Source organism: Pseudomonas sp. SDO5271_S396, assembly GCF_054071795.1.
In genome coordinates this window covers 65792-92501 of the sequence record NZ_JBSVWB010000018.1, presented here as the reverse complement: position 1 = coordinate 92501, position 26710 = coordinate 65792, and the positions used below count along the sequence as shown (strand labels likewise).

At 64.3% G+C, this 26710-nt stretch carries 20 protein-coding genes; 16 read left to right on the top strand and 4 right to left on the bottom strand.

What is annotated here, in order from left to right; genetic code table 11:
• Positions 1-8: 8 nt before the first annotated feature.
• Together ACW9IN_RS14755 and ACW9IN_RS14750 are read right to left on the bottom strand one after the other, a co-directional pair.
• Positions 9-713: a DUF3142 domain-containing protein gene (locus tag ACW9IN_RS14755; protein ID WP_457366577.1), complete on the bottom strand. Its 705-nt coding sequence runs from the start codon at positions 711-713 to the stop codon at positions 9-11.
• On the bottom strand, positions 710-2881 hold the full coding sequence (locus tag ACW9IN_RS14750) for an outer membrane assembly lipoprotein YfiO (protein WP_457366576.1): 2172 nt from the start codon (positions 2879-2881) through the stop codon (positions 710-712). The genes ACW9IN_RS14755 and ACW9IN_RS14750 overlap by 4 nt, the downstream gene beginning before the upstream one ends.
• A 157-nt stretch (positions 2882-3038) precedes the next feature.
• Here ACW9IN_RS14750 and ACW9IN_RS14745 point away from each other — a divergent pair, with 157 nt between their 5' ends.
• The 4 genes from ACW9IN_RS14745 to ACW9IN_RS14730 are packed head-to-tail and all read left to right on the top strand — an operon-like array spanning position 3039 to position 7755.
• Positions 3039-3812 carry an efflux RND transporter periplasmic adaptor subunit gene (locus ACW9IN_RS14745; RefSeq protein WP_457366575.1) on the top strand — a complete coding sequence of 258 codons (774 nt, stop codon included), beginning with the start codon at positions 3039-3041 and terminating at the stop codon, positions 3810-3812.
• The gene (locus tag ACW9IN_RS14740; RefSeq protein ID WP_457366574.1) at positions 3809-5128 is read left to right on the top strand and encodes an efflux RND transporter periplasmic adaptor subunit; all 1320 of its coding nucleotides are present in this window, start codon (positions 3809-3811) and stop codon (positions 5126-5128) included. The genes ACW9IN_RS14745 and ACW9IN_RS14740 overlap by 4 nt, the downstream gene beginning before the upstream one ends.
• The gene (locus tag ACW9IN_RS14735; RefSeq protein WP_457366573.1) at positions 5128-7224 is read left to right on the top strand and encodes an HlyD family efflux transporter periplasmic adaptor subunit; all 2097 of its coding nucleotides are present in this window, start codon (positions 5128-5130) and stop codon (positions 7222-7224) included. The genes ACW9IN_RS14740 and ACW9IN_RS14735 overlap by 1 nt, the downstream gene beginning before the upstream one ends.
• A 15-nt stretch (positions 7225-7239) precedes the next feature.
• On the top strand, positions 7240-7755 hold the full coding sequence (locus ACW9IN_RS14730) for a GNAT family N-acetyltransferase (protein ID WP_457366572.1): 516 nt from the start codon (positions 7240-7242) through the stop codon (positions 7753-7755).
• Here ACW9IN_RS14730 and ACW9IN_RS14725 read toward each other — a convergent pair.
• The gene (locus ACW9IN_RS14725; RefSeq protein WP_457366571.1) at positions 7731-8039 is read right to left on the bottom strand and encodes a hypothetical protein; all 309 of its coding nucleotides are present in this window, start codon (positions 8037-8039) and stop codon (positions 7731-7733) included. The genes ACW9IN_RS14730 and ACW9IN_RS14725 overlap by 25 nt on opposite strands.
• 56 nt (positions 8040-8095) lie before the next feature.
• Positions 8096-8686, bottom strand: a complete 591-nt coding sequence (locus ACW9IN_RS14720) for a phage tail protein (protein ID WP_457366570.1) — start codon at positions 8684-8686, stop codon at positions 8096-8098.
• 199 nt (positions 8687-8885) lie between these two features.
• On the opposite strand from ACW9IN_RS14720, the gene ACW9IN_RS14715 reads away from it, so the two are divergent.
• The 12 genes from ACW9IN_RS14715 to ACW9IN_RS14660 all read left to right on the top strand — a co-directional run bounded on the left by ACW9IN_RS14715 (position 8886) and on the right by ACW9IN_RS14660 (position 26702).
• The gene (locus tag ACW9IN_RS14715) at positions 8886-10499 is read left to right on the top strand and encodes a glycosyltransferase family 39 protein (RefSeq protein ID WP_457366569.1); all 1614 of its coding nucleotides are present in this window, start codon (positions 8886-8888) and stop codon (positions 10497-10499) included.
• Positions 10500-10607: 108 nt separating this feature from the next.
• Positions 10608-11450 (top strand): sulfotransferase family protein, encoded by an 843-nt coding sequence (locus ACW9IN_RS14710; protein WP_457366593.1) that lies wholly within the window; start codon positions 10608-10610, stop codon positions 11448-11450.
• Between the two features lie 114 nt (positions 11451-11564).
• Positions 11565-17555 (top strand): Ig-like domain-containing protein, encoded by a 5991-nt coding sequence (locus ACW9IN_RS14705; RefSeq protein WP_457366568.1) that lies wholly within the window; start codon positions 11565-11567, stop codon positions 17553-17555.
• A 41-nt stretch (positions 17556-17596) separates the two neighbouring features.
• Positions 17597-19111, top strand: a complete 1515-nt coding sequence (locus tag ACW9IN_RS14700; RefSeq protein WP_457366567.1) for a TolC family protein — start codon at positions 17597-17599, stop codon at positions 19109-19111.
• Complete coding sequence (cysC, locus tag ACW9IN_RS14695) at positions 19095-19706, top strand: adenylyl-sulfate kinase (protein WP_457366566.1); 612 nt, start codon at positions 19095-19097, stop codon at positions 19704-19706. Before ACW9IN_RS14700 ends, cysC begins: the two co-directional genes overlap by 17 nt.
• A 9-nt stretch (positions 19707-19715) precedes the next feature.
• Positions 19716-19970 (top strand): DUF2789 domain-containing protein, encoded by a 255-nt coding sequence (locus tag ACW9IN_RS14690; protein ID WP_457366565.1) that lies wholly within the window; start codon positions 19716-19718, stop codon positions 19968-19970.
• 88 nt (positions 19971-20058) lie between these two features.
• The gene (locus ACW9IN_RS14685) at positions 20059-21540 is read left to right on the top strand and encodes a Fic family protein (protein ID WP_457366564.1); all 1482 of its coding nucleotides are present in this window, start codon (positions 20059-20061) and stop codon (positions 21538-21540) included.
• A gap of 144 nt (positions 21541-21684) precedes the next feature.
• Positions 21685-22095, top strand: coding sequence for a MarR family winged helix-turn-helix transcriptional regulator (locus ACW9IN_RS14680; protein WP_457366592.1), 411 nt, complete (start codon positions 21685-21687; stop codon positions 22093-22095).
• Positions 22092-24170 carry an FUSC family protein gene (locus ACW9IN_RS14675; RefSeq protein ID WP_457366563.1) on the top strand — a complete coding sequence of 693 codons (2079 nt, stop codon included), beginning with the start codon at positions 22092-22094 and terminating at the stop codon, positions 24168-24170. Before ACW9IN_RS14680 ends, ACW9IN_RS14675 begins: the two co-directional genes overlap by 4 nt.
• A complete protein-coding gene (locus tag ACW9IN_RS14670) occupies positions 24167-24376 on the top strand; it encodes a DUF1656 domain-containing protein (RefSeq protein ID WP_457366562.1) in 210 nt (69 codons plus the stop codon). The genes ACW9IN_RS14675 and ACW9IN_RS14670 overlap by 4 nt, the downstream gene beginning before the upstream one ends.
• Positions 24373-25263, top strand: a complete 891-nt coding sequence (locus ACW9IN_RS14665) for an efflux RND transporter periplasmic adaptor subunit (RefSeq protein WP_457366561.1) — start codon at positions 24373-24375, stop codon at positions 25261-25263. Before ACW9IN_RS14670 ends, ACW9IN_RS14665 begins: the two co-directional genes overlap by 4 nt.
• Positions 25260-26702 (top strand): efflux transporter outer membrane subunit, encoded by a 1443-nt coding sequence (locus tag ACW9IN_RS14660; protein ID WP_457366560.1) that lies wholly within the window; start codon positions 25260-25262, stop codon positions 26700-26702. Before ACW9IN_RS14665 ends, ACW9IN_RS14660 begins: the two co-directional genes overlap by 4 nt.
• Positions 26703-26710: the final 8 nt, after the last annotated feature.

The window sequence follows — 26710 nt, the reverse complement described above, 5'->3', positions numbered from 1 at the left end:
CACCTATGTCAACGATTCTGCAAAAACACCACATACCCTCGAAACCACTCACTTTCCTTCAAATACGCCGGTGCATCCCACGTGCCGCCCTGTATCAAGCCGATCTTGAACGGCAGGCCCAGTCGGTTCATCCGGGGCAGGTATGCCGCATAGTCCGGGATGCTGTGCCGGCCCTGGTAGGTCTGTACCACCACTTCATCCACCACGCCTTTGAGTTGGGCGATGGCGGTCGGGTCGGCGTTGCTGCTCCAGTCCAGCAGGCCGGTGATGCTCAGGCGCAGGTCGGTGGGCAGGCGTTGGCGCAGGTCGCGCAGGAAGTGGGTGTATTCGTGCAGGTATTGGGTGCGGGCGTCGAAATCGATCTGGATGCCGACCACCGGGTTGCCCGCGTCGCGCCAGCGTTGCACCTGGCCGAGCAGTTGGGTGTAGACCGGTTCCGGCCAGCGCAGCGTGTGGGCGCGGTACACCACCCACACGTCGCCCTGGGTGAGGCGCGGCACGCCCATGCCCTGGGCAATCAGCCGCACGCCCTGTTGCGGCGCGCGGCGGCTGGCGTTGATCTGGCCCTGGAGGATGTACAGGGTTTTCGCCTGTTCGAGCACCGGCTGCGGCGTCACGCCGCTCCACAGCCAGAACGCGTCATAGTCGCGGGCGTCGACGGCGCCGAAGGCCGGGCTTGCCAGCAACAGCACGCCGAGCCACAGGTGTTTCACCAGTAGTACTGCAGTGATTTGCCCCACTGGGTGTCGGCGAAACTGGTTTTGAGCTGACGGAACCAGGCCTTGCGCACGGCCGGTTCCACCTCGACGCCGCCGCAACTGTTGTAGCCGGCGGGCGCGTAGCAGTTGATAGCACGAAACAGCGCATAGGCCTTGTCATTTTTCGGCGCCTTGCTATCGCCGATCACCTGTTTGTAACCGTCGAGCCGCGAGAAGGTGTCACCTTCGAAATTGGACGCGGTACTGCCCAGGCTACCGGCGGCGCGCGCCTGCTCAAGCGGCATGCCGTCGAGGTTGTTGCGCAGGATGAATTCACCGATGCAATTGAGACCCTGCGGGTTTTTTGGCTCAGCCTGCAAGGTGGCGGCGGTTTGCACGATACTCGGGCAGGCATAGCCGGATTCGGCCTTGTCGCCGTTCCACTGGAATAGCTTCAGCGTCTGGCTGGAACTGTAGACATACCCCAGGCTGGTGCCGAGCTTGTCCTCGGGGGTTGGCGTCGGCAGCTGTTTGAGGTCGTCGGCGAACGCGGCGAACTGCCCCCGCAGCAGGTCTTTGTACAGCAGCACGAATTGCGCGGTCTCGCGTTCCAGCGGGTCGTGGGCCTGAGCGATCTGCTGGCGCAGCAGCTGCGGACCGGCAACATTGCGCAGCAGGATGTAACGCACCTGTGGGGCGCTGATCGGCGAGTCGGTGGCGAACACCTTGGCCAACTGGCCGCTGCGCTCGTAGTTCAGCGCCAGGGCCAGCTCCAGTTGGTCTCGCTGCAACGGCAGTTTCGCCAGCGGCAACAGCTTGAGCCACAGGGCTTCGGCACCTTGCCAGTCCTTTTTATCTTCCAGTGCCAACGCCCGCAGGGTCTGTTGGCTGAAGGCAAAGTAGTCCAGGTTCGCCGGCACTTCCTGGGGCAGAAGCTTCAAGGCGCTGTCCGGCTGATGCTCCACGTACAGGGCATACACCGCGCGCAGGTAGTCGTATTGCGCGGGGTTGTTGGCGAACACCGCTTTGCGCTTGTCGAGTGCTTCGCGGGTGAGGGAAGGGGGCGTGTGTGCGCGCATCAGCATCAGGTCGCTGACCAGTTGAAGCATCGGCGTGTCGATGGCGCCAGTGCTGACCATCAGCAGCTTGGTGTCGGCTTCTTCCACCAGTTCGTCCACGGACACGTTGCGCTGGGCGTCGGCGGTTTGTGTCAGCTCCCGGGCATAGGCTTCGGCGAGTTTGGGGTTGTCGTCCGCCAGCCAGTACACGCGCCGTAGCAGGCCGCGCGCAGAGGCGGTGTATTCGCCTTGTGGATAAGCCTTCAGGTAGTGGTCGAAAGCCTGTTGGGCCTCGGCCAATGCGGGCTTGTCCACGCGCTCCAGTTGCGGCACGCCGTAGTCGTCATAGGTGTTGGCCTGCGCCTGGTTGAGCGCGTTTCGCGCGGTCATGTACAGCGCGGTTTCCTTCAGCCACGGCACGTTGGAGGCGTCGGCGGCGGCAAAGCCACGTCCGGCCTCGGCAAAACGACCGCTGTAGAAATCGGCGGCGGCTTGCAGGTAGGTACGAAACAGTTGGCCGTCGCTGGACTGGATCTGCTGCGGGTCTGCCACGATCGGCCCTTCCCAGCTACAGGTGGTGAGCAACTGTAGCCGCGCCTTCACCAGCAGCTCGCGCTCGGGCGTCGGCATGTCGGCCTTGACCACCTGGCGGACAAACGCGGTGGCACTGTCATCGTCGTTGCTGCGGCAACGGCTGCCTTCGCCGCTGAGAAAGGCTTCGCCGGCGGTTTTGTATTCCTCGCGCTGGATGCCAAGGGGCTTGAGCAGGGTATCGAGTTCGGCGGTACGCGAGTCGTCGGCGCCGTTGTCGGGCTCGGTGTTCGAATCGGCGTGACGGGCCAGGCGATAGACCGGGAAGGGCACCGGGCCGAAACCCTGGGCCAGGTCATCTTCATCCAGCGCAGCAGGGCTCAGGGGCGCGGCTTTCTGGTCGGCCAGCAACAGGCGCAGGTTGGTGCGGCTGTCGTTGCCGGGACTCAGGAACGGCAGGTTGTTGCACGTGTCGAGGGTGTCACGCGAAACCCTCCAGTCGGGAAAGCAGAAGTCGTCGGAGCTGGCCTGGGCCTGAAGGGAGGTGCCGGCGAGCAATGCCAGTGCCAGGGGCGGCAGAAAACCGATGCGCATGACGTGTCCTTGATCCTGAGTCCTTGGAAGGCGCCAATCATAGCGTGATCCCGCCGGGGCGTAGGTGAAGGCCCACACAAATTACCGATTTGTCCGATTGAGGGTAGTGGCAATTTAACTCCGCTGCCCTAGACTGAGCCATCGTCAGGGAGGTCGTATGAAGCAGTTACGTGAATGGATTTTCGGAGTTTCCTGCCTGATGGCAATGGCGCCGCCGGTACTGGCGGATGACCCGTTGCTGGACCACCCACCCTCAGCCACCACCAGCAGCGAAGGCGAGGCGCGTGGCGTCTTGCGCGCCCGCGACCAGGCAGTGCTGGCCAGCGAATTGTCGGGGCGGATCGTCGACCTGCCGTTCAGCGAGGGCGAGTCGTTCAAAAAGGGCGACACCCTGGCGCGTTTCGATTGCTCGGCCTATCAGGCCCAACTCAATGCCGCTCAGGCGGCCAGCCGGGGCGCCGGCGAGGAACTGTCCCACAACAAACAACTGGCGGCGTTGAACTCGGTCGGGCGTTTTGAAGTGGCGCGGGCTGAAGCCAAGCTCACCGAAACCCAGGCCCAGTCCCAGGTCTATCAGGTGCAGGTCAAGCGGTGCAGCGTGCTGGCGCCGTATGACGGCCAAGTGGTGCAGCGCAAGGTCCAGCGCTACGAAAGCGTTTCGGTCGGCACGCCTTTGCTGGAGATCGTCGACAACCGCAGCCTGGAGATCCACCTGCTGGTGCCTTCGCGCTGGATGAGCAAGCTCAAGCCGGGCCAGACCTTCAATTTCACCCCGGATGAAACCGGTCAGGCGTTCAATGCCACGGTCAAGCGCCTGGGTGCGCGTATCGATGAAGGCAGCCAGACGCTGCTGCTGGTCGCCACCGTGTCCAACGCCTCCGGGCTGATGGCCGGCATGAGCGGCACCGCCCACTTCGCGCAACTGCAATGAACGCGCCGCTGCTGGGCAACACAGAACGAGTGTTCGCGCAGTTTCTCGACCTGGAGCGCCAGACCCGCGCCGCGCGCAGCACTGAGCAACTGGCCTACAGCCTGGTCAATGACGGACAGTCGCTGTTCGGTTATCGCCATGCCGCTTTGCTGATCGCCGGCAAGGTGCAGGCGGTGACGGCGGTGAGCAGCGTTGACCCGAATGCGCCGTTCGTAGCGTTCGTCGAGCAGGCGGTGGCGCAACTGCACAAACAGTCGTTGGCGCAGACGGCACGCGTGGTGTCGACCGAGTCACTGAGCGACCAGGTGCAGGCTGACTGGCAAAGCCTGTCGGCTGGGCAGGTGTTCTGGTTGCCGCTGATCGATCCCCAGGGCCGTGTGTTCGGTGGTTTATGGCTGGCGCGCGAGACCCCGTGGAACCCTCCCGAACAGGTACTGCTGGCCCAATTGGGCGATACCTACAGCCATGCCTGGCGGGCCCTGCAACCGCGCCAGCCGTGGCGACTGCGCTTGACCCGCAAGCGCCAGGTGCTGGCGGTGGTCGCCTTGCTGCTGATGCTGTTGATTCCGGTGCGTCAATCGGTGCTGGCGCCCGCCGAAGTGGTGCCGCTGGCCGGGCAAGTGGTGGCCGCGCCCCTGGACGGGGTGATTGCCGAGTTTCTGGTCAAGCCCAACCAGACGGTAAAAACCGGCGACCTGCTGCTGCGTTTTGAAAGCACCACCCTCACGGCCCAGGCCGATGTGGCCGCGCGCGCCCTGGGCGTTGCCGAAGCCGAACTCAAGGCCAATGCGCAGCGTGCGTTTGCCGACGCCGAGTCGAACTCGCGCATCGATTTGCTGGCCGCCCGCGTCGAGCAAAAGCGCGCCGAACGGGATTACGCCCGGGAACTGCTCAAACGCAGCGAGGTGCGCGCCGAACGTGACGGCATTGCGGTGTTCGCCGACGCCGAGCGCTGGACCGGCAAGCCCGTGCAGACCGGCGAGCGCCTGTTGCAGATCGCCGACCCCGGCCAGGCCGAATTACGCATCGAGCTGGCGGTGGGCGACGCCATCGCCCTGGAGCCCGATGCCCAGGTGGCGTTGTTCCTCGACAGCGACCCGTTGAAGCGTCATCTCGCCACCCTGCAACGCGTCGCCTACGAGGCGCAGCCCACGCCGGGCGGCCAACTGGCGTATCGCCTCGACGCGCAGTTCAATGAGCCCCCCCCGCGCATCGGGCTGCGGGGCACCGCAAAAATCTTCGGCGAACGCGCGCCGCTGGCCCTGTACCTGCTGCGTCGGCCATTGGCGGGCCTGCGCCAAAGCGTGGGTCTGTGATGAACCTGCCCGGGCTGCGTGAAGACTTGCAACTGTCCAGCGCCGGCGCGGCACTGGACGGCTCGCCGCGCTGGACCCTGGCCGACCCGGTGCGCGGGCGCTATTTCAAACTGGGCGCCACCGCGATCCGCTTGCTGCGCCACTGGTCCCTGGGCGACCCGCAAAAAGTATTGCAAGCGGCCAACCGCGAGCCGGGCCTGCCACTGGGCGAGCGCGAAGTGGAGGAACTGCTGGGCTTTTTGCGCACCCACGACCTGATCGCGGCGCTGGACCCTCAGCAGCGCGCCAGCTACCTCTACAAGGCCCGCGCCCAGAAGCAGGGGCTGTGGACAGTCCTGCTGCACCAATACCTGTTTTTCCGCATCCCGCTGTGGCGGCCCGACGCGTTCCTCAATCGCACCTGGCCGTGGCTGGCGCGGTTCGGGCCGCGATTGCTGCGCTATGGTCTGCCGCTGGTGCTGGGCCTGGGGGTGTTTCTGGTGGCGCGGGACTGGCAGCGTTTTCTGGCGACCTTCCCGCACCTGTTCAGCCTGGGGGGCGCGCTGGCGTTTGGCACCGCGCTGTTCTTCGCCAAGCTGTGCCATGAGTTCGGCCATGCGTTCATGGCCAAGCGCGCCGGCTGCCGGGTGCAGAGCATGGGGGTGGCATTCATGGTGCTGCTGCCCATGTTCTACACCGATGTGAGTGACGCCTGGCGCGTGAATGATCGCCGCGCGCGGCTGATGATCGGTGCCGGCGGGGTGATGGCCGAACTGCTGCTGGCCTGCCTGGCGTTGCTGGCCTGGTCGCTGTTGCCGGACGGCCCGGCACGCACGGCGGCGTTCATGCTGGCCAGTGCCACCTGGCTGACGACCCTGGCGATCAACCTCAACCCGTTCATGCGCTTTGATGGTTATTTTCTGATCAGTGATCTATGGGGCGTCGACAACCTGCAAGGCCGCGCCTTTGCCCTGTGTCGCTGGCGCTTGCGCGAGGCCCTGTTCGGTTATGGCGAGCCTGCACCGGAGCCGTGGTCGCCGGTCATGCAGCGGCGCTTGCTGGGGTGGGGCTACCTGGCGTGGCTGTGGCGCGCGGCGTTGTTCCTAGGGATCGCGCTGGCGGTGTATCACCTGTTCTTCAAGCTACTGGGGATCTTCCTGATGCTGGTGGAACTGGTGTGGTTCATCTTCCTGCCGATCTTCAAGGAATGGCGTGAGTGGTGGAGCCGACGCAGCCAGGCGTATGCCCCCCGCGTATGGCTCAGTGGCCTGGGGCTGGTGCTGATCCTGTTGGCGCTGGTGGTGCCGTGGCGCAGCGCCGTGGAGTTGCCGGCCATGCTGGAGGCGGGGCGCTCCAGTGCGTTGCATGCGCCAGTGGCGGCGCGCATCCAGCAGCTACGCGTGGTCGACGGTCAGGTGGTGACCCAGGGACAGGTGTTGATCGAACTCGAATCCCCTGACCTGGCCGCGCGGCAAGGCATCGTGCGTCGTGAAGTGGAGATCCTGCAGTTGCAGATGCGCCGCCAGGCCGGGCGCAGCGAGACGGCGGCGGATGCCGGCATCAATGACCAGCGCCTGTCCCAGGCCCTGGCCGAATACCGTGGCCTGGCCGCCCAGCGTGAGCGACTGCTGCTGCGCGCGCCCCATGCCGGCACCGTGCGTGATCTGTCGCCGCAACTGAGCGCGGGGCGCTGGGTGTCACCCAGGGAATCGCTGGCGCGCATCGTCGAAGACGGCGCGCGGCTGCGTGGCTACCTGGCCGAAGCCGAGCTGTGGCGCGTGGCTCCGGGCGCGACCGGGCGGTTTATCGCTGACGATCCGATGCATGCGGCCATCCCGGTGGAACTGACGGAGATCGATGCCAACGGTGTGGCCTACCTGGATCAGGAGGCGCTGACCTCTGATCACCATGGGCCGATTGCCGTGCGTCGCGACGAAAACCAGCGGCCGGAACCGGTGCAGGCGCAGTACGGCGCGCGATTGAACAGTGTGCAACCGATCCCGACGCCCCGTCAGCCGCTGCGCGGCGTGGTGGTGTTGCAGGGGCGCAGCGAGTCGGTGCTGGGTGTGACCTGGCGCCGGGCGGCGGCGCTGGGGGTGCGTGAAAGCGGGTTCTGACAGGAGTTGAACGCGATGTTGAACAAGGAAGGCGCCCTGGCGCAGGGGTTGGTGGTGCGCCCGTCACGGGACAGCGACAAGCCGTTTTTGCAGGCGCTGTATCACTCGGCGCGTGCGGATTTACAGTGGATCGACGGTGAGCGGGCGCTGGTGGAAGAGGTGATTGCCCAGCAGTTCCAGGTGCAGGAAAAGGGCATGGACGAACACTTCCCCGGCGCCCTGCATTACGTGATCGAGAAACTGGGCACGGCCATCGGCGCCTTGAGTGCCGACTTCGGTGCCAACGAGATTCGCGTGCTGTACCTGGCGTTCATTCCCGCTGCGCGCGGCAAGGGTTTTGGGCGCGCGGTGTTGCAAGGGGTGCAGCAGGCGGCGGCGCAGGTGCAGTGCCCGGTGGCGACGGTGGTGTGGGCGAGCAACCCCCATGCGCGCCAGCATTACCTGGCGCTGGGGTTTCAAGTGCAAGAGCAGACACCCGCCGCGCAACGGCTGGTGTGGTACCCGTCTCAGTTGAACACGATGCAGAAGTAGCCGCGCTCGCTGTCGCGGCCCATGGCGGGTTCGCGGGAGACGAACACCTGTTCCAGGGTGGCGCCGGGCAGCGGCAGGCGGCATAAGCCATCGACGAAGTCCGTCGGGCCCAGGCTGTTGAGTTGCACACTGAACGCCTCGCGCGGGCTGCCCGGCAAGGTGGCGTCCGGTGTTTCGCACAGGCTCTGGACCTGGATCGGCAGCGCCGAGCCGTCCGGCAGGTACAGCACGCTGGTGCGCGCCAGCAAAGGTCGGAAGTGTTCGAGGGTGACCAGGTTCAGCATAGGAAAGCTCCACGTCAGAAGTGCCGAGGCTCGCGAGCCTCGGCCAAGGCAGTGCGTCAGCCGCGTGACGGAAAGATGCCGTTGAGGGCAATGCTGAAGTTGATCGCCAGGAAGGGGTTCATGGACGCCATGGGTTGGCCCTGCCCGGCCGGGCCGATTGTCGGGCTTGTCACCGTGGTGGTTACACCCTGGAGCGGCACCGGGTTGGTGCCCTGTTGGTCCGAGTAGATCGTAGCGCTGCCCGGCCCGCTGCCGGAGGCGCCGATAAAGGAGTTGGTGGCGGTGGGTATTGTCACCGGGTTGCTGGTCGCGCTCGTCAGTTGAATGGCCGTGGTGGCGGTGATCGCGGTGGCGGTGTGGGTATGGACCGGCAGGTTGACCAGGGTGGCGGTCACGGATTCGGTGCCGGAAAAGTCGCCGATGACGCGCGGGGTCAGGCCCGCGCCGTTGCCTTGGCCGACGGGCAGCCGGCTTTGCAGGTCCGGCAACTTGAAGGTTTGCACGCCATCGCCGCCGTAGGTGGTGGTGATCAGGGCGAACAACGCCTGGTTCTGGCTGATGGAAACGATCTGGCCGGCGCACAAGGCCCAGCCCTGCGGGGCAAAGTTAAATGCAAAGGGTTGAATGGTGCCGATGAATACTTCCATGAATCGCTCATCCTTGTATGGGCTATACGGAGTGTGACGCCAATCGATCCGACGTCATCGCAGAGCGTAGACGCAGGTCTTGCGGGTTGCCCGGCGGTTGCGAAACAGCGAGCGAACCGAGGGCTTTTGGCCTAGAGTGGCGCTTGTTTGCGCAGGCGCAGGTTTTGCCCGGGAAACGGGCAGTGGTGAGGAAACAGAGGTGCGACGGTCTGTGGTAGAGCAAGACGACAAGGTTGAGGCATTTCCCGCCGTCAACCGCCTCACGCAGGCCTGGGAAGGCGCGGCTTGGCTGAGCCGGCTGTGGTGGGTGCCGATCCTGGCGCTGGCCATGGCCTTGCGGTTTTACGGGCTGACGTCCGCCGCCATTTGGGGCGACGAAGGTTCCAGCCTGCTGCTCAGCGAATATGCCGTGGCCGACCTGTGGTTTCACGCAGCCCATGATGTGCATCCGCCGCTGTACTTTTTCATGCTGCGCGGGTGGATCGAGATCTTTGGCGACGGCATCTGGTCGATTCGCGGCATGAGCGCCATTCCGGGCGTGGTCGCGGTGGGCCTGGGCATCTGGCTGGTGCGGCAGTTGTCCACCCGACGGGCAGCGTTGCTCGCGGGTATCCTGCTGGCGTTGCTGCCGTCCGCCGTGCGGTACAGCCAGGAAGTGCGCATGTACTCGCTGCTGGCCGTGTGGCTGGTGGGCGCCACCCTGGCGCTGGTGTACTGGGTGCGCCAGCCGGAACGCACACGCTACCTGGTGGCCTATGTGCTGTTGATGAGCGCCGGTTTCTATACCCATTACTTCACCGCGCTGTGTGTGCTGGTGCACTGGGCCTACCTGGGGCTTTTGTGCACGTCCCAGGCGTCGGGCCAGCGCCTGATCACGCGCCCGGCCTGGTGGGCCGCCAATACCGTCATTGTGTTGTTGTACCTGCCCTGGCTACCGGGTCTGTTGGACCTGGTACAGCACGTCGAACAGCTCAAGGTGGGCGGGGATATCGGCTGGGAAGACCCAGTCGGTTGGCTGTCGGTGCCGTCGATGATCTGGCAGTTCATGCTCCAGGATGAAGGCACGGGCTTCTGGCCCCCGCTGTTCTGGCTGTTCCCCTTACTGTTGGTGGGCGTGGTGGTGGTGACCGCCTGGCGCGAGCGCGAACGTTATCGCCCGGCGGGCCTGCTGGCGCTGTTCTTTCTGTTGCCGCTGCTGTTGGTGTACGGCGTGTCGTTCATCTCGCCGGTCTTCATCGAGCGCTACCTCACGGTGTACGCCCTGGGCCTGCCGATGCTCGTGGCCCTGGCGATCGACCGCCTGCCCGCGCGTTTTTCCCTGCTGGGGGCGGCGCTGTTCGTGCTGTTCGCCGGCGTGGAACTGGTGGGGCTGAAGAACAACTTCACCGTGGACGAGCAGGACCAGTTCAACGTGCCGGTGGAGTTCGTCAACCGCAATTACCAGGAAGACGATCGCATCGTCCTCAGCGACATGATGTGGTACCTCAGCTACGTCTATTACGACCAGACCGACGCCCAGTTGCAGCTCTATACCCCGCCCAGGCCCGACGGCACGCCGACGCGACCGAACGCCTATGGGTTCGGCACCCTGGTGGACCAGGACGGTGGACGCATTTACCTCGACCATTTGTCGGCGTTGCCCGCCGATACGCGGCGCGTGTGGCTGATCAGCAGCAATGAAGCGCCGGACGATTTCGCGCCGTTACCCGACGGTTGGCGACTGTTGCTGCAACAGGACGGCGGCGGGGCGCGGGCGCGTCTTTTTGTCCTGTGCCACGGGCCAGAGCCCTTGCAGGCCGTGGGCTGCCGCTAATATCCAATCGGTATTGGGCGAATATCAAAATAGTGGCAAATGCCCACTAGTACACACGGCAATCCTGAACTACGCTACGGGCACAAATGGATCTTTGTCCTACAAGTGGTGAAGGGATTGCAGTATCACTTTATTTCCGGTTTGCCCCGTTCCGGGTCCACCCTGCTGGCCGCAATCCTGTTGCAGAACCCCCGTTTCCACGCGGGCATGAGCAGCCCGGTCGGCACACTGTTCAACGGCGTGCTGGAGCAATGCAGTGCCGGCAGCGAATTCGGTTCGGTCATCGACCCCGGCACCCGGCGGCGCCTGCTGCGCGGGCTGTTTGACGCCTACTACGCCGACAAGACGTCCACCCAGGTGGTGTTCGACACCAACCGTCAGTGGTGCGCACGCATGCCGGCGCTGCACGACCTGTTTCCCCAGGCCAAAGTCATCGCCTGCGTGCGCAACGTGGCGTGGATCATGGACAGCGTCGAGCGCCTGTACCGTGCCAACCCCTTCGAAAACACCAAGCTGTTCAACGATGGCGCCGAGCGCAACACGGTGTACAGCCGTGTCGAGACCCTGGCCCAGCGCAACCGCCTGGTGGGCTACGCCTGGTCGGCGCTCAAAGAAGCCTACTACGGCGAAAACGCCGACAACCTGCTGGTCGTCGACTACGACCTGCTGTCCCAGGCCCCCGAGATGGTGATGCGTCTGGTCTATGGATTCATCGGCGAGCCGTGGTTCGAGCATGACTTCGACAACCTCAGCTACGACGCCCCCGATTTCGACGAAGCGCTGGGTGTGACCGGCCTGCACCGGGTCAAGCCGCGTGTAGCGTTGCAACCTCGGCGCACGATCCTGCCGCCCGATCTGTTCGAGCAGTTCGCGCACATGGATTTCTGGCGGGATGGCGCTTCGAGCGCCGCCAATGTGATTCGCACCAAAGCCGATGCCGCGATCAGTTGATCGCGGTTTTTTTCATTGCGGGTATCAACATTCGACAAGCGGGTGAGCAGCATGTGGTGGAGCAAAGCAAAGGCACGGCACACAACCAGTCACGCCACCTCCCTGGCGACGCCGATGATCATGCCTCTGGAGCCGCGCATGCTGTTCGACGGCGCGGTCGCCGCCACCGTGGCCGATGTGGCGCAAGCCGACAGCCATGCCACACCCACCGCCGATGCCAAGGCGCCCACTACCGAGCATGCGGGCGCCGGCAATGAAAGCCACCCGCAATCCGATGCGCCGCCCACCCCGGCACCGGTCGCCGTGCCCGGGCAGAGTGTGGTGTTTGTCGACGCACGGGTGAAGGATTCCGCCGAGCTGCTCAAGGGCGCCGCACCGGGCACCCAGGTGGTGCAACTCGATGCGAGCAAAGACGGCTTGCAGCAGATTGCCGATTACCTGAGCAGCCACCAGGGCGTGAGCTCCGTGCAGATCATCGCCCATGGCAACGCCGGCGATTTGTGGTTGGGCAACAGCTACCTGTCGGCGGACAACATCGGCGCGCGCAGCGAAGTGCTGGCACAGATCGGCCAAGGCATGAACGTGGGCGGCGATATCCTGATCTACGCCTGCAACACGGCGGCGGGCGACAAGGGCATCAACTTTGTCGACAGCCTGGCACAACTGACCGGGCGCGATATCGCCGCGTCCACCAACCGTACGGGCGCGGGCGGCGACTGGACCCTGGAAATCGCCACCGGCTCCATCGAGAGCCACACAGCGCTGTCGTACCAGGCGATGTCGGCTTACCAGTACGGGCTGGCCACGATCACGGTTCTCAATAACGGCGACACGGGCGGCGGCAGCTTGCGCGATGCCCTGGTTCAGGCGCAGGCGGGGGATACCGTCACCTTCAACGCCGGCATGACGATCAACCTCAACACCCAGCTGGTGATTGCCAAAAACGTCACCATTGATGGCGACCTGAACAATGACGGTGTGGCTGACGTCACCCTCAGCGGGCAGTACAAAACCCAAGTGCTCAAGGTGAATTCCGGGGTCACCGCGACCCTCGACGGCCTGGTCATCACCAAGGGCCTGGCCGTCGGCCAGGGCGGCAACGGCGGTTCGGACGCGGCGGCGTCCATGGGCGGCGGTATCGTCAACGCCGGTAACCTGACCCTCAACAATGTGACGGTCACCAGCAACGCGGCCTCGGGCGGCGGCGGCGGTGGCGGTGTCAGAGGGGGCACCGTCGGCGGGGGCGGCGGGGGCGGTGGCGCGTTGGGCGGGCAGGCCGGCGGTCGCGGCGGTGACGCGGGCAACGGCCAAGGTTATTACGCCGGTAAAAACGGCACGGCCAACACCGGTGGAAACGGCGGCGGCTACAACCTCACGGTCATGGGTGGCCGGGGTGGCAGCACCACCGGCGGTGCGGGTGCGGCAGGTGCGTTTGGCTACAGCAACGGTGGCGCCGGCGGCACGGCGAACAACGGCAGCCTGTCCATCGGTGGCGGCGGTGGCGGTTCGGGCTGGGACAGCACCGGGCGCAGCGGCGCGGCGGCCAGTGGCGGTATCTACAACGCCAGCAACGCCACCCTGACCATCGTCGGCAACTCGGTCATCTCCAATAACGTTGCGGCCGGTGGCGGCGGCGGCGGTGGCGGCGGCAGTGGTGGCGGCGGCAGTGGTGCCGGGGCATCTGGCGACCCGGGCGGCGTGGGCGGCAAAGGCGTCGGCGCGATCTGGAACAAGGGCACCTTGCTGATCACTGCGGCCAACTTCTCGGCACTCGGCAGCGGTAATAACAAAGCCGCCAGTGGTATCGGTGGTGCGGGCGGCGGCGGTGCGGGGACGACCCCGGCGTCGGTGGATGGCATCTACAACGACGGCGGCACGCTGAACACGGCCTACAACCCGGCGCCGACCGCGACCATCGTGGTGGCGAACCCGACCCAGCGCCTGGGCAGCACCTCGGTGGTGACCATTACGTTCAACCAGGCGGTCACGGGCTTCACCAATGCGGATTTGACGATTGCCAATGGCAGCCTGAGCGCGGTGAGTACCAGCGATGGTGGTATCACCTGGACCGCCACGTTCACCCCGGACGCCAGCGTGACCAGCGCCGCCAACCAGATCATCCTGAACAACGCTGGGGTCAACAGCGCGGCGACCGGCACCGCAGGCAGCGGCACCACCTTGTCCAACACTTACAGCGTCGACACCGTTCGGCCGACCGCCAGCATCGTGGTCGACAGCCCGGCGCTGAGCATCAGCGGCACGTCCCAGGTGCATATCACCTTCAGCGAGGCGGTCACCGGTTTCAGCCTGGGCGACATGACGGCGTCCAATGGCACCCTGAGCGGGTTGACCACCAGCGACAACATCCACTTCACCGCGACCCTCACGGCCACCGCGGGCAACAACAGCGCGGGCAACGTCATCACGCTGGACAACACGCTCTATACCGATACGTCGACCAACGCCGGCACCGGGACGACCCTCTCCAATACCTACTCGGTCGATACCGTGCGGCCCACTGCGAGCATCGTTGTCAGCAACACGGCGCTGAATATCGGCGGCACGTCCCTGGTGACCATCACCTTCAGCGAGGCCGTCACCGGTTTCACCACGGCTGACCTGACGGTGGCCGATGGCACCCTGAGCAACCTGACCACCAGCGACAATATCACCTGGACCGCCACCCTGACGGCGACCGCCGGGATCAGCCATACCGGCAATGTCATCACCCTGAACAACGCCGGGGTCAGCGACGCGGCGGGCAACGCCGGCACGGGCAGCACCAACTCCAACACCTACTCCGTCGATACCCAGCGGCCCAACGCGACCATCGTGTTCGGCAACACCAACCTGGGCATCGGCCAGACCTCTACCGTGACCATCACCTTCAACGAAGCGGTGACCGGCCTGACGCTGACCGACTTCACGGCGAGCAACGGTACCCTGAGCAACCTCAGCAGCAGTGACGGCGGCATCACCTGGACTGCCACGTTCACCCCGACGGCGGGCATCGTCAGCGCCAGCAACCACATCACCCTGGACAACACCGGCGTGCAGGATGCGGCGGGCAACGCCGGCAGCGGCACGACGGACTCCAACAACGTCGCCATCGATGGCGTGCGCCCAACCGCCACGGTGGTCGTCGCCAACACCTCCCTGGCGCTGGGCCAGACGTCGCTGGTGACGGTGACCTTCAGCGAGCCGGTGACCGGCTTCAGCAACACCGACCTGACCGTCGCCAACGGCACGCTGAGCGCCATGACCAGCAGCGATGGCGGCGTGACCTGGACCGGCACCTTCACACCGTTGGCGAATGTCACCGACACCACCAACCTCATCACCCTGAACAACACCGGCTACACCGACCTGAGCGGCAATACCGGCACGGGCACCACCGACTCCAACAACTACGCGATCGACACCCAGCGCCCCACCGCGACCATCGTGGTCGCCGACCCGGTGCTGACCGCCGGTGAAACCTCGCTGGTGACCATTACCTTCAGCGAGGCCATCACCGGCTTCACCCTGGCCGACCTGAGCGCGAGCCACGGCAGCCTGAGCGGGCTCAGCAGCAGCGACGGCGGTATCACCTGGACCGCCACGTTCACCCCGGGCGCCAACACCAACAGCGCGACCAACGTGATCACCCTGGCCAACACCGGCATTGCCGACATCGCCGGCAACGCGGGCGCGGGCAGTACCAGCTCGGCTAACTTCGTCATCAATACCGTGCTGCCTACCGCGACCATCGTGGTGGCGAACCCGGCACTGAACATCAATGGCACGTCCCAGGTGACCTTTACCTTCAACGAGGCGGTGACCGGTTTCACCAATGCCGACCTGACGGTGGCCAACGGCACGCTGAGCGGGCTCAGCAGCAGCGACGGCGGCATCACCTGGACCGCCACGTTTACCCCGACCAACGGCCTCGCCGACCCTACCAACCAGATCACCCTGGACAACAGCGGCGTGCAGGCCGTGTCTTCCGGCAACGCGGGCAGCGGCAGCAGCGTGTCCAACAACTACGCCATCGACACTCAGCGGCCGACCGCGACCATCTCGGTGAGCAACCCGCAGTTGGGCGTGGGCGGCAGCTCGCTGGTCACCATTACGTTCAGCGAAGCGGTGACCGGATTCAGCCTGGCTGACCTGACCACCGACAACGGCACGTTGAGCAACCTGACCACCAGCGACAACATCACCTGGACTGCCACCCTGACCCCGGCGGCCGGGATTTCCCAGGGCAACAATCACATCGTGCTGGACAACACCGGGGTGGACGACGTGGCCGGCAACAGCGGCTCGGGCACCACCACCTCCAATGCCTACGTCATCGACAGCCAGCGTCCAACCGCGACCATCGTGATCTCGGACCCCAACCTCACCGTTGGCGAGACGGCCACCGTGACCATCACCTTCAGCGAAGCGGTGACCGGATTTAACAACGGTGACCTGACCGTGCCCAACGGCACGCTCAGCACCCTGAGCAGCAGCGACGGCGGGATCACCTGGACCGGCACATACACGCCCAATATCAACGTGCAGGACAGCAGCAACCTGATCATCCTCAACAACACCGGCTATACCGACCTTGCAGGCAACACGGGGACGGGTACGACCAACTCGGCCAACTTCACCATCGATACGATGCAGCCCACGGCGACCATCGTGGTCGCCAGCCCCACGCTGAACGTCGGTGCGACTTCGCAGGTGACCATCACCTTCAGCGAAGCGGTGACCGGCTTCACCAATGCCGACCTGACCATCGCCAACGGTACGCTCAGTGCGGTGAGCAGCAGCGACGGCGGTATCACCTGGACCGCGACGTTCACGCCGACCAACAACATCAGCGACACCAGCAACGTGATCGTCCTGGATAACACCGGGGTGCAGAACGCCTCGGGCAACACCGGCAGTGGTACGACCAGCTCCAACAACTACAGCATCGACACCCAGCGCCCGACCGCGACGATCACGGTGGCCAACCCGAACCTGGGCATCGGCCAGACCACCACCGTGACTATCGCCTTCAGCGAAGCGGTGACGGGGTTCGACCTGTCGGACCTGAGCGTGGCCAATGCCACCTTGTCCAACCTGACCAGCAGCGACGGCGGCAAAACCTGGACCGCCACGCTGACCCCGACCGCCGGCCTCACCGACCCGACCAACCTGATCGTGCTCGATACCAGCCTGGTCAACGACCTGGCGAGCAACAGCGGTTCGGGCATTGCCATTTCCAACAACTATGGCGTGGACGCCGACCGGCCCACCGCGACCATCTCGGTGGCCAACCCCAACCTGAGCGCGGGCCAGACCACCACCGTGACGTTCACCTTCAGCGAGAAGGTCACCGGTTTCGACCTGTCTGACTTGAGCGTGGCCAACGGCACCTTGTCCAACCTTGCCAGCAGCGATGGCGGCAAGACCTGGACCGCCACACTCACGCCTACGGCCAACCTGAATGATCCGAGCAACTTCATCACCCTCGATACCAGCCTGGTCACCGACCTGGCCGGCAACGCCGGCAGCGGGTTTGCCAACTCCAACAATTACGCGATCAGCACGATCTCGTTGACCGGCGATCCGCTGTTCCGCGTCACCGACCCGGTGGTGCCCAAGGTTGTCTCGAACGTACCGCTGCAACCGATCATCCACGGTCAGCCAAGTGGCGACCTGGGCTCACCGTTGAGCTTCCCGCCGCTGTTTGCGCCGCGTGAAGTGGGCGGCGGGCTGCCGCCGGTCGGCAGCATCTTCATCAACAACGGCGCCCTGTCGCCCAGCTTCATCGCCCAGGTGTTCAACAGCGACAGCGGCGATGGCAGTGGCAAGGGCTTCCTGGGGTTTGGTGGGGGCGACGGCGGTGTGTTCGGCGCCAGTACCCTGTCGAGCCTGTTCGATCGTGCACCGGGAGAAGACACCGGCCTCAAGGCGTTCGACAGCCACTCGATCAAAGGTGTGGGCGATCCGGCCCAGGGGCTGCGCGGCGTGTTCGGCGCACCCAGCCTTGGCCAGCAATTGCAACAGATCAACGAAACGGAACAGCGCCAGGTCGTCGCGCTGGCGCAGGCACTGCAACAGGTCGGCATCAGCGAAATGCCGGCTTGAACACACTTAAATCAAGGCGCAGTAACAGGGGCGATCCACGGATGAAAACAGGTCAGAAGTTGTTCGGTGCCAGCTTGCTGGCGCTGGCGATCAGCGGTTGTGCGGTCACCAGCGAACCGATTGAACGCAGTGTCAGTGAGCAGCGGGCACGCAGCGATCTGCAGGGCATGTACAAGGACCAGGAGCCTCTGAGCGGTCCGTTGACCCTGCACCAGGCCATGGCCCGTGCGGTGAAGTACAACCTCGAAGGTCGTTTGAAAATCATGGAAGAGGCCTTGGCCAAGCGCCAACTCGACCTCGCCAGTTTTGACATGCTGCCGCGCATGGCGCTGTCCGCCGGCTACGCCGGGCGCAACAACACCAACGCCTCCAGCAGCCAGAGCGTGCTCAGCGGCAACCAGTCCCTGGAACCGTCCACGTCCCAGGACCGCGACCGCCGCGTGGCGGACCTGACCATGGTGTGGAACGTCCTCGATTTCGGCGTGAGCTACATCAGCGCCAAGCAGCAGGGCGACCAGCGCCTGATCGTGCAGGAGCGTCGGCGCAAGGTGATCAACACCATCGTTCAGGACGTACGCTCGGCCTATTGGCGCGCGGTGGCGGCGGAACGCCTGCTGACCAAGATCGACAGTCTGATGGCGCGGGTCGACCAGGCCCAGACCAACAGCCAGAGCATGAGCGAGCAGCGTATTGGCGATCCGGTCCAGGCCCTGGGTTACCAGCGTTCGTTGATCGAAGCCACGCGTCAGTTGCAGGAGCAGCGCCGAGCGTTGTCCCTGGCCAAGACCGAACTGGCCACCCTGATCAACCTGCCCATGGGCACGGACCTCAAGTTGGCGACGTCGGACGATTACGCGGTGCCGCAGCTGAAGGTCAACCTCGCCAGCCTGGAACAGGAGGCCCTGGCCAACCGTCCGGAACTGCGTGAGCAGGACTACCAGACCCGCATCAGCGCCGCCGAAACCCGCAAGGCCATGTTGCGCCTGCTGCCGGGCCTGGAGTTTTCGGCCGGCGGGCACTACGACAGCAACTCGTTCCTGGTGGACAACCGCTGGGCCGATTACGGCGCCAAGATCACCTGGAACCTGTTCAACGTGATCTCCGCCCCTGCCGCCATCGACGTGGCCAAGGCCGGTGAAGAAGTCGCCACCGCACGCCGCCAGGCGATGTCGATTGCGGTGCTGGCACAGATCTACGTGGCCAACGCCAATTACCAGGACGCTGTGCGTCAGTTCAAGACCAACGAGCAGTTGGCCAACATCGACGGGCAAATCCTCACCCAATTGCGCAACCGCCATCAGGCGGCGGGCCTGGGCGAACTGGACTTGATCCAGGGCGAACTCAATACCCTGCAAGCCGACCTGCGCCGTGACCTGGCCTATGCCGATTTGCGTAATGCCTACGGCCAGATCTTCGCCAGCGCCGGGCTCGACCCGCTGCCCGAGCAAGTGGATTCGGACCGTGTGCAGTCCATCGCCACCGCGTTGGCCAGCCGCGAATCGGCGTGGGCTGCCGGCAATATCGCGACGCCTGCGCCCCGTGCCGTTGCCCAGTAATCTGGTCGCGCCGACGGCGAGCGTCACGCGCCGTCAACGTGAGGCGCGTAACGGGCATCGAGGGGTGGCGATTCTGCTCACGGGCTTGCCGGCGTCCGGCAAGTCGACCCTGGCCCAGGGCCTGCAAGCCGCGTTGTTCGAGCAAGGCCGGCAGAGCATCGTGCTCGACGGCGACGCCCTGCGCGGCGGCTTGAACAGCGACCTGGGGTTTGCCGACGGCGACCGCCAGGAAAACATCCGCCGCGCCGGCGAACTGGCGGCGCTGCTGGTGCAGAACGGGCAAATCGTGATCCTGGCGATGATCGCGCCGCTGGTCGAGCTGCGCGCGATGTTTGCCGAGCGCCTGGGCGCCGACTATCGGGAAGTCTGGTGCAATGCCTCCTTGGCCGTGTGCGAACGGCGCGATCCCAAGGGCCATTACGCCCGCGCGCGGCGCGGTGAGCTGCCGGGTTTTACCGGCATCGGCTCACCCTACGAACCGCCACCCCAGGCTTCGCTGGTACTGGACACCGGTGAGCTGTCGGCGCAACAGAGCGTCGAGCGGTTATTGGCCTGGCTGACGCCTGGTCTAGACTCGGAGGACTCGCCCTCTTAGGAGCCCGCCATGGAATCGCCTGTGCACAGCCTGTCCTCCTTGTTCAAACAGCTTGGGCTGCCGGATGACCCGGTGAGCATCGAGAAGTTTGTGGCCGTTCATTCGCCCCTCAAACCTGACCTGAAATTGGCTGATGCGTTTTTTTGGACAGAGAACCAGAAGAAGTTTTTGCGTAATGAAATTCTGGAAGATGCGGATTGGGCTAAAGTGGTCGATGAGTTGAACCTCCTGCTGCACAGCGGGAGAGGGGTGCAAAAAAATTAGGAAAAACGGGAAAAGTTGAAAAAAACAGATGTTGGTTGAAAAAAACTGGGCTTTAATCGCGCAAGTGAACTTTTTCTGAGGTGGCGCGATGTCCCTGGTTGGTTATGCCTATCTCCACCAATCTCTTGGCTTGAAAGCGATTCCTCCTGTTCGGGCTGCCATGGTCAAGCCTGTGACGCGAGTCTCGATGATTGGTGACTGCCTGGCGGTTCCTCAGGCCGTTGCGCCTTCGGCCCATTCAGTACTCGACCATATTCTTTTCGCACTCAAACACGAAGGTATCAATCTCGGCATTCTGGCTCCGGCACTTGAAGCGGTCAGCGCGGAGGACCTGCTAAAAGAACTGGAAAATGCTCCGAACGGCCTATTCATCCGCAAGGTTTGCTATCTATGGGAGGGTTTGACCCTTCAAAGGTTGGACTACAACAAGCCGATCAACAGTCGCGTTTCACCCCTGTTTGATCCCCAACGCTACGTCACGGGGCCGTCTACTCGTAATTCCCGTTGGCGTATCGACTTCAACGGGTTAGGTTCTTTGGCGTATTGCGCGACCGTCGAGCGAACCCCTGAAATCGATGCTCTGTTGAACCTGGATATTCTGGGCCGCGCCAAATCCTTCATGGCCACCCTCCCACCCGAAATGATGGACCGTGCCATCCAGTGGGCCTACCTTCACGAAACCCGCGATTCATTTGCCATCGAAAAAGAACAGCCTAGTGAGGAAAAGTCCCGTCGGTTCGTCCAGCTGCTGCGTCAGGCACACGAAGGCCGCTTGTTGACCGAGGACTATCTGGTCGAGCTACAAAACAGTACCGTCTCCAATCCCTTCGACAAGGCCGTCGCGTTCCGCCATGAGCAAAACCATCTGCGCAATGGCCTGCGTGGCGCGGCAGGCGTCAGCTACGTACCGCCGGCGCCCGAGTTGTGTCAGGAATTGATGGAAGAGCTGATGGCTTTCGCCAATCAACCGGAGCGGGAAATAGACCCTCTTGTTGCCGCAGCTGTCACTGCTTTCGGCTTTGTGTTCCTGCACCCGTTCATGGATGGCAACGGGCGCCTGTCGCGTTTCCTGATCCATCAGACGCTCTGCCATCACGGCGCCTTGGCGAACGGCCTGCTGCTACCGGTTTCGGTTGCGATGAAACACGAAGAACCGGCCTATCTGGAAACGCTCAAGGCGTTCTCTCGCCCGACCCGGGATTTCTGGGACGTCACTTGGCTGGACGGCGATCAGATGGCGTTCGACTTCACTGGCCATCCGTCGATCTATCGCTACTGGGATGCGACCCGCTGCGTCGAATTCACTCTGCAAATGGCCCGCCGGGCGCTGGAAGTGGAACTGCGTGAAGAAACCGAATTTCTCGACCGCTACGACCGTGTGATCAAGGCCGTTAACCAGAGCTATGACGTGCGCGGCAGTGATCTGTCGAAGCTGGTGATGATGTGCCTGGATAACGACGGCAAGGTTTCGAAACACCGACGCAAGCAGTTTCAGTACAGCGTGGCGCAAGACGTTTTTGAGTTTATCGAGCGTGAGGCCACACGAGTGATTGGCGAACAAAAGGCGTGATGCCCAATCGTTTTCTACACTCGAGCCACCCATCCGCAAATTTGTTTCAAAACTTGACGGCATTGGATCCATGCACCATATTGATAGTTAGCAAACTAACTGTATGCGAACTATCCAGTGCCTCAGACCCTCGAACAACTCCAGATGAACCTCAGCAGCAGCATGGTGGTGGGCGCCCGTAACTGGCGCAAAATCTGCCAGACCACGCTGGTGAGCTATGGCATCTCCGAAGCCTGCGCCGTGCCGTTGTTGATGATCGGCCGCCTGGGCGACGGTGTGCATCAGGTGAAAGTGGCGCAGGCGTCGGGGATGGAAAGCCCGTCGCTGGTGCGTCTGCTGGATCAGCTCTGCGCCGGCGGCTACGTGTGCCGCACCGAAGATATCCACGACCGTCGCGCCAAGGCCTTGAGCCTCACCGAACGTGGCCGTGAGTTGGTGCAGGCGGTGGAAGTGCAGCTGGTGCGCCTGCGCAAGGACGTCCTGGCGGACATCGCACCTGCCGATCTGGAAGCCGCTCTGCGTGTGTTGCGTGCGTTCGAGGCGGCAACGCTGTGAACGGATTTTTTACCGGCATGCCGCCAGCCCGCGACTGGTTCTACGGGGTACGTACATTCGCCGCGTCGATGATCGCGTTGTACATCGCCCTGCTCATGCAAATGCCGCGTCCGTATTGGGCGATGGCCACCGTGTACATCGTCTCCAGCCCGTTTGTCGGGCCCACCAGTTCCAAGGCGCTGTACCGCGCCGCCGGCACCTTGATGGGCGCGGCGGCGGCGGTGCTTTTCGTGCCGATGTTCGTGCAGTCGCCCTACGTGCTGGTGGTGGTGATTGCGTTGTGGACGGGCATCCTGCTGTTCCTGTCGATGCACCTGCGCACCGCCAACAACTACGCCCTGATGCTGGCGGGTTACACCTTGCCGCTGATTGCCTTGCCGGTGGTGGATAACCCGTTGGCTGTGTGGGATGTGGCCGAAGCACGTACCGAAGAAATCTTCCTCGGCATCGCCGTGGCGGCGGTGGTCGGTGCGATGTTCTGGCCGCGCCGCCTGATGCCGGTGTTCGACGACTCGGTGACCAAGTGGTTTGCCGACGCCCAGGTCTACAGCCAACGCTTCATCACGCGCAATGTGGCGCCCGAAGAGATCAGCACCTTGCGCAGCGGCATGGTCGCGACCTTCAACACCCTCGAATTGATGATCGGCCAGTTGCCCCACGAAGGCGCGCGGCCCCAGACGGTACGCAACACCAAGGAGCTGCGCGGGCGCATGATCCACCTGCTGCCGGTAGTGGATGCGCTCGACGATGCGCTGTTCGCCATCGAGCACCGCGCGCCGGAGTTCCTGGAGCGGATCACGCCGCTGCTGGAAGCGACCGCCCAATGGCTGGAAAGCACCACTGAACAAGCACCTCTGGAGCGCTGGCGCGCCCTGCGTGACCAGGTCGATGCCCTGCAACCCGAGGGCGAGGCGCTGGATGATCGCCACACGCTGTTGTTCTCCAATGCGCTCTATCGCCTGGGCGAATGGATCGACCTGTGGCAGGACTGCCGCAGCCTGCAAGCCGCCATCCAGTGCGAAAGCCAGGACACCTGGCGCGCGGTGTATCGCCACTGGCGGCTGGGCCGGCTCACGCCGTTTCTCGACCGTGGCCTGATGTTCTATTCGGCGTTCTCCACGGTCAGCGCCATCATCGTCGCCTCGGTGCTGTGGATTCTGTTGGGCTGGACCGACGGCGGCAGCGCCGTGATCCTCGCCGCCATCGCCTGCAGTTTTTTCGCGACCATGGACGACCCCGCGCCGCAGATCTACCGGTTCTTTTTCTGGACCGCGATGTCAGTGGTATTCGCCAGTCTGTATCTGTTCCTGGTGCTGCCCAACCTGCACGATTTCCCGATGCTGGTGCTGGTGTTCGCCGTGCCGTTCATCTGTATCGGCACGCTCACGGTACAGCCGCGTTTTTACCTGGGCATGCTGCTGACGCTGGTGAACACCTCGTCGTTCATCAGCATCCAGGGCGCCTATGACGCGGACTTCCTCAACTTCGCCAACGTCAACCTGGCCGGGCCGGTGGGCCTGTTGTTCGCCTTCGTGTGGACACTCATCGCACGGCCCTTCGGCGCCGAACTGGCGGCCAAGCGCCTGACCCGGTTCAGCTGGCACGACATCGTCGGCCTCACCGAGCCTGCGACCCTGGCCGAACACCGGCACCTGGCCGCGCAGATGCTCGACCGCCTGATGCAGCATTTGCCGCGCCTGGCCCTTATCAACCAGGACACCGGCACCGCCCTGCGCGATTTGCGCGTGGCGCTGAACCTGCTCGACCTGCTGGCCTACTCGCCTCGCATCCTCGGTGTGCCCCGGGTGTTGCTCAACCAGGTGGTGGAAGGGGTGGGCGGCTACTTCAAGGCGTGCCTCAAGGCGGGCGAACGCTTGCCCGCGCCTGGCGGTCTGCTGATGACCCTGGACCGCACACGCCGCGCCCTCAACGGCCAGGGCCTGCAAGACGAAGACGATACCCGCCTGCACCTGCTGCACGCGCTGGCCGGTTTGCGCCTGTCGTTGTTGCCGGGCGTGGAGTTCATTGGCGGCGCCGAGGTGCAAGCGCCGCTACCCGATGGAGCGCCTTTATGATCGGTGATCTGGATATCAGCGGGGTGTTCCTGCCCACGCTGCTGGTGCTGATGGGCATTACGTACGTGTTGTTCCTGGTGGTGCACGGGTTGTTGAACCGCGTCCACTTCTACCGCCTGGTCTGGCACCGGGCATTGTTCAATGTGGGGCTCTACGCGCTGTTGCTGGGCGCCGTGGACTCACTCAGTCGATACCTGATGACATGAAAAAACCTTTTTTGACCATCGGCCGTGTGGTCCTCACGCTGCTGATCGTGATCTTTGCGGTGGTCGTGGTGTGGCGCATGGTCATGTACTACATGTTCGCGCCCTGGACCCGTGACGGGCACATCCGTGCCGACATCGTGCAAATCGCCCCGGACGTGTCCGGGCTGATCCAGCAAGTGGACGTGCGCGACAACCAGCCGGTGACCAAGGGCCAGGTGCTGTTCGCCGTCGACCAGGACCGCTTCAAGCTGGCGCTGCGTCAGGCCCAGGCTGCCGTGGCCGATCGCCAGGAAACCCTGGCCCAGGCCCAGCGTGAGTACAAGCGCAACCGGGGCCTGGGCAACCTGGTGCCCAGTGAGCAACTGGAAGAAAGCCAGTCGCGGGTTGCCCGCGCACAATCGGCCCTGGCCGAAGCCCAGGTGACTGTGGATTCCGCCCAACTCAACCTCGACCGCTCGGTGATCCGCAGCCCCGTGGACGGTTATGTCAACGATCGTGCGCCGCGCGCCCAGGAGTTCGTCACCGCCGGGCACCCGGTGCTGTCGGTGGTGGACAGCAACTCCTTCCATATCGACGGCTATTTCGAAGAAACCAAGCTCGACGGCATTCACGTCGGCATGGCCGTGGATATCCGCGTGATCGGTGACAATGCCCGCCTGCGCGGCCACGTACAAAGCATCGTCGCCGGCATCGAAGACCGCGACCGCAGCAGCGGTTCCAACCTGCTGCCCAACGTCAACCCGGCGTTCAGTTGGGTGCGCCTGGCCCAGCGGATTCCGGTGCGCATTGCATTCGACGACGTGCCGGCAGACTTCCGCATGATTGCCGGGCGCACGGCCACCGTGTCGATCATCGGCGACAAGGCCAACGACGGAGCCCAGCCATGAAACAACTCTGGGCAACCGCCGCGCTGGGGTTGTTATTGTCGGCGTGCCAAGTGGTCGGCCCGGACTATCAGTTGCCGCAGCAGGCCGCCGTGAAGCGCGGCGACCTGCAAGGGCAACTGACGGTCGACGGCAAAAACGTGGTGTCGGCGCCGGTCCCGGCGGACTGGTGGAAGCTTTACAACGACCCGCGTGTGGATGAACTGGTGCGCCAGGCCTTGGCGTCCAACACCGACCTGCGTGTGGCCGCCGCCAACCTGCAACGCGCGCGTTACCAAGTGCAGCAGGCCGAGTCCGCCGGCGGCTGGAGCGCCGGTGCCAAGGCCGAAGTGCAGCGCCTGCAGGAATCCGGCGAGGCGTTTTTGCTTTCGGAAAAAGTCCCGGTCACCAACATTGGCAGCGCCGGTATCACCACCTCCTATCAGTTCGATCTGTTCGGCACCTTGCAGCGCGGTATCGAAGGCGCTCAGGCGAGTGCCGATGCGACCCAGGCTGCCGCCGATACAGCGCGTATCACCCTGGTGGCGGATGTCGTACGCGCCTACACCCAGGTGTGCGCGGCCAACGAAGAGCGGGCCATCGCCCAGCACTCCCTGGACCTGCAAGCCGAAAGCACGCGCCTCACCCAGCGCCTGCGCGATGCCGGGCGGGGCGATGAAACCCAGGTCACCCGCTCGCAGACCCAATACAAATCCCTGCTTGCCGATATGCCGCGCTACGAAGCCGAGCGCCAGGCCGGCTTGTTCCGTTTGTCGATGCTGCTGGCCAAGCCGGTGGATCAGTTGCCGGCGGGCACCGGGGCGTGTGCCGAATTGCCCCACATCGCTCAATTGCTGCCGGTGGGCGACGGTGCCGCGTTGCTCAAGCGTCGCCCCGACGTGCGCCAGGCCGAACGCCAGCTCGCCGCCGCCACCGCGCGCATTGGCGTAGCCACCGGCGCGCTGTACCCGGACATCAGCATCGGCGCCACGGTGGCGACCGTCGGTATTCTCGATGACCTGGGCACTGCGCCGACCAATCGCTGGGGCTTTGGCCCGCTGATCAGTTGGTCGGTGCCGACCAACGGCGCCCGCGCGCGCATCCACGAGGCCGAAGCCGCGACCCAGGGCGCCCTGGCGCATTTCGACGGGGTGGTGCTCAACGCGATCCGCGAGACCCAGACCGGCCTGGCGCAATACAGCGCATTGTTGCAGCGCCGCGATGCATTGGCCGAGGCCGAAGCATCCGCCGAGCAGGCTTCCGAGCAGACGCACCGCTTCTACCAGGCGGGTCGCGCCTCATTCCTGGCCGACCTGCAAGCCACCGGCACCCACACCAGCATGCGGGCGCAACTGGCGGCGGCCAACACCCAGGTCGCCATGAGCCAGATCGATTTATTCCTCGCCCTGGGCGGCGGTTGGGAAAGCGGACGAACGCCACCCGCACCGGCCAGCAAACCCTGAGCAAATGG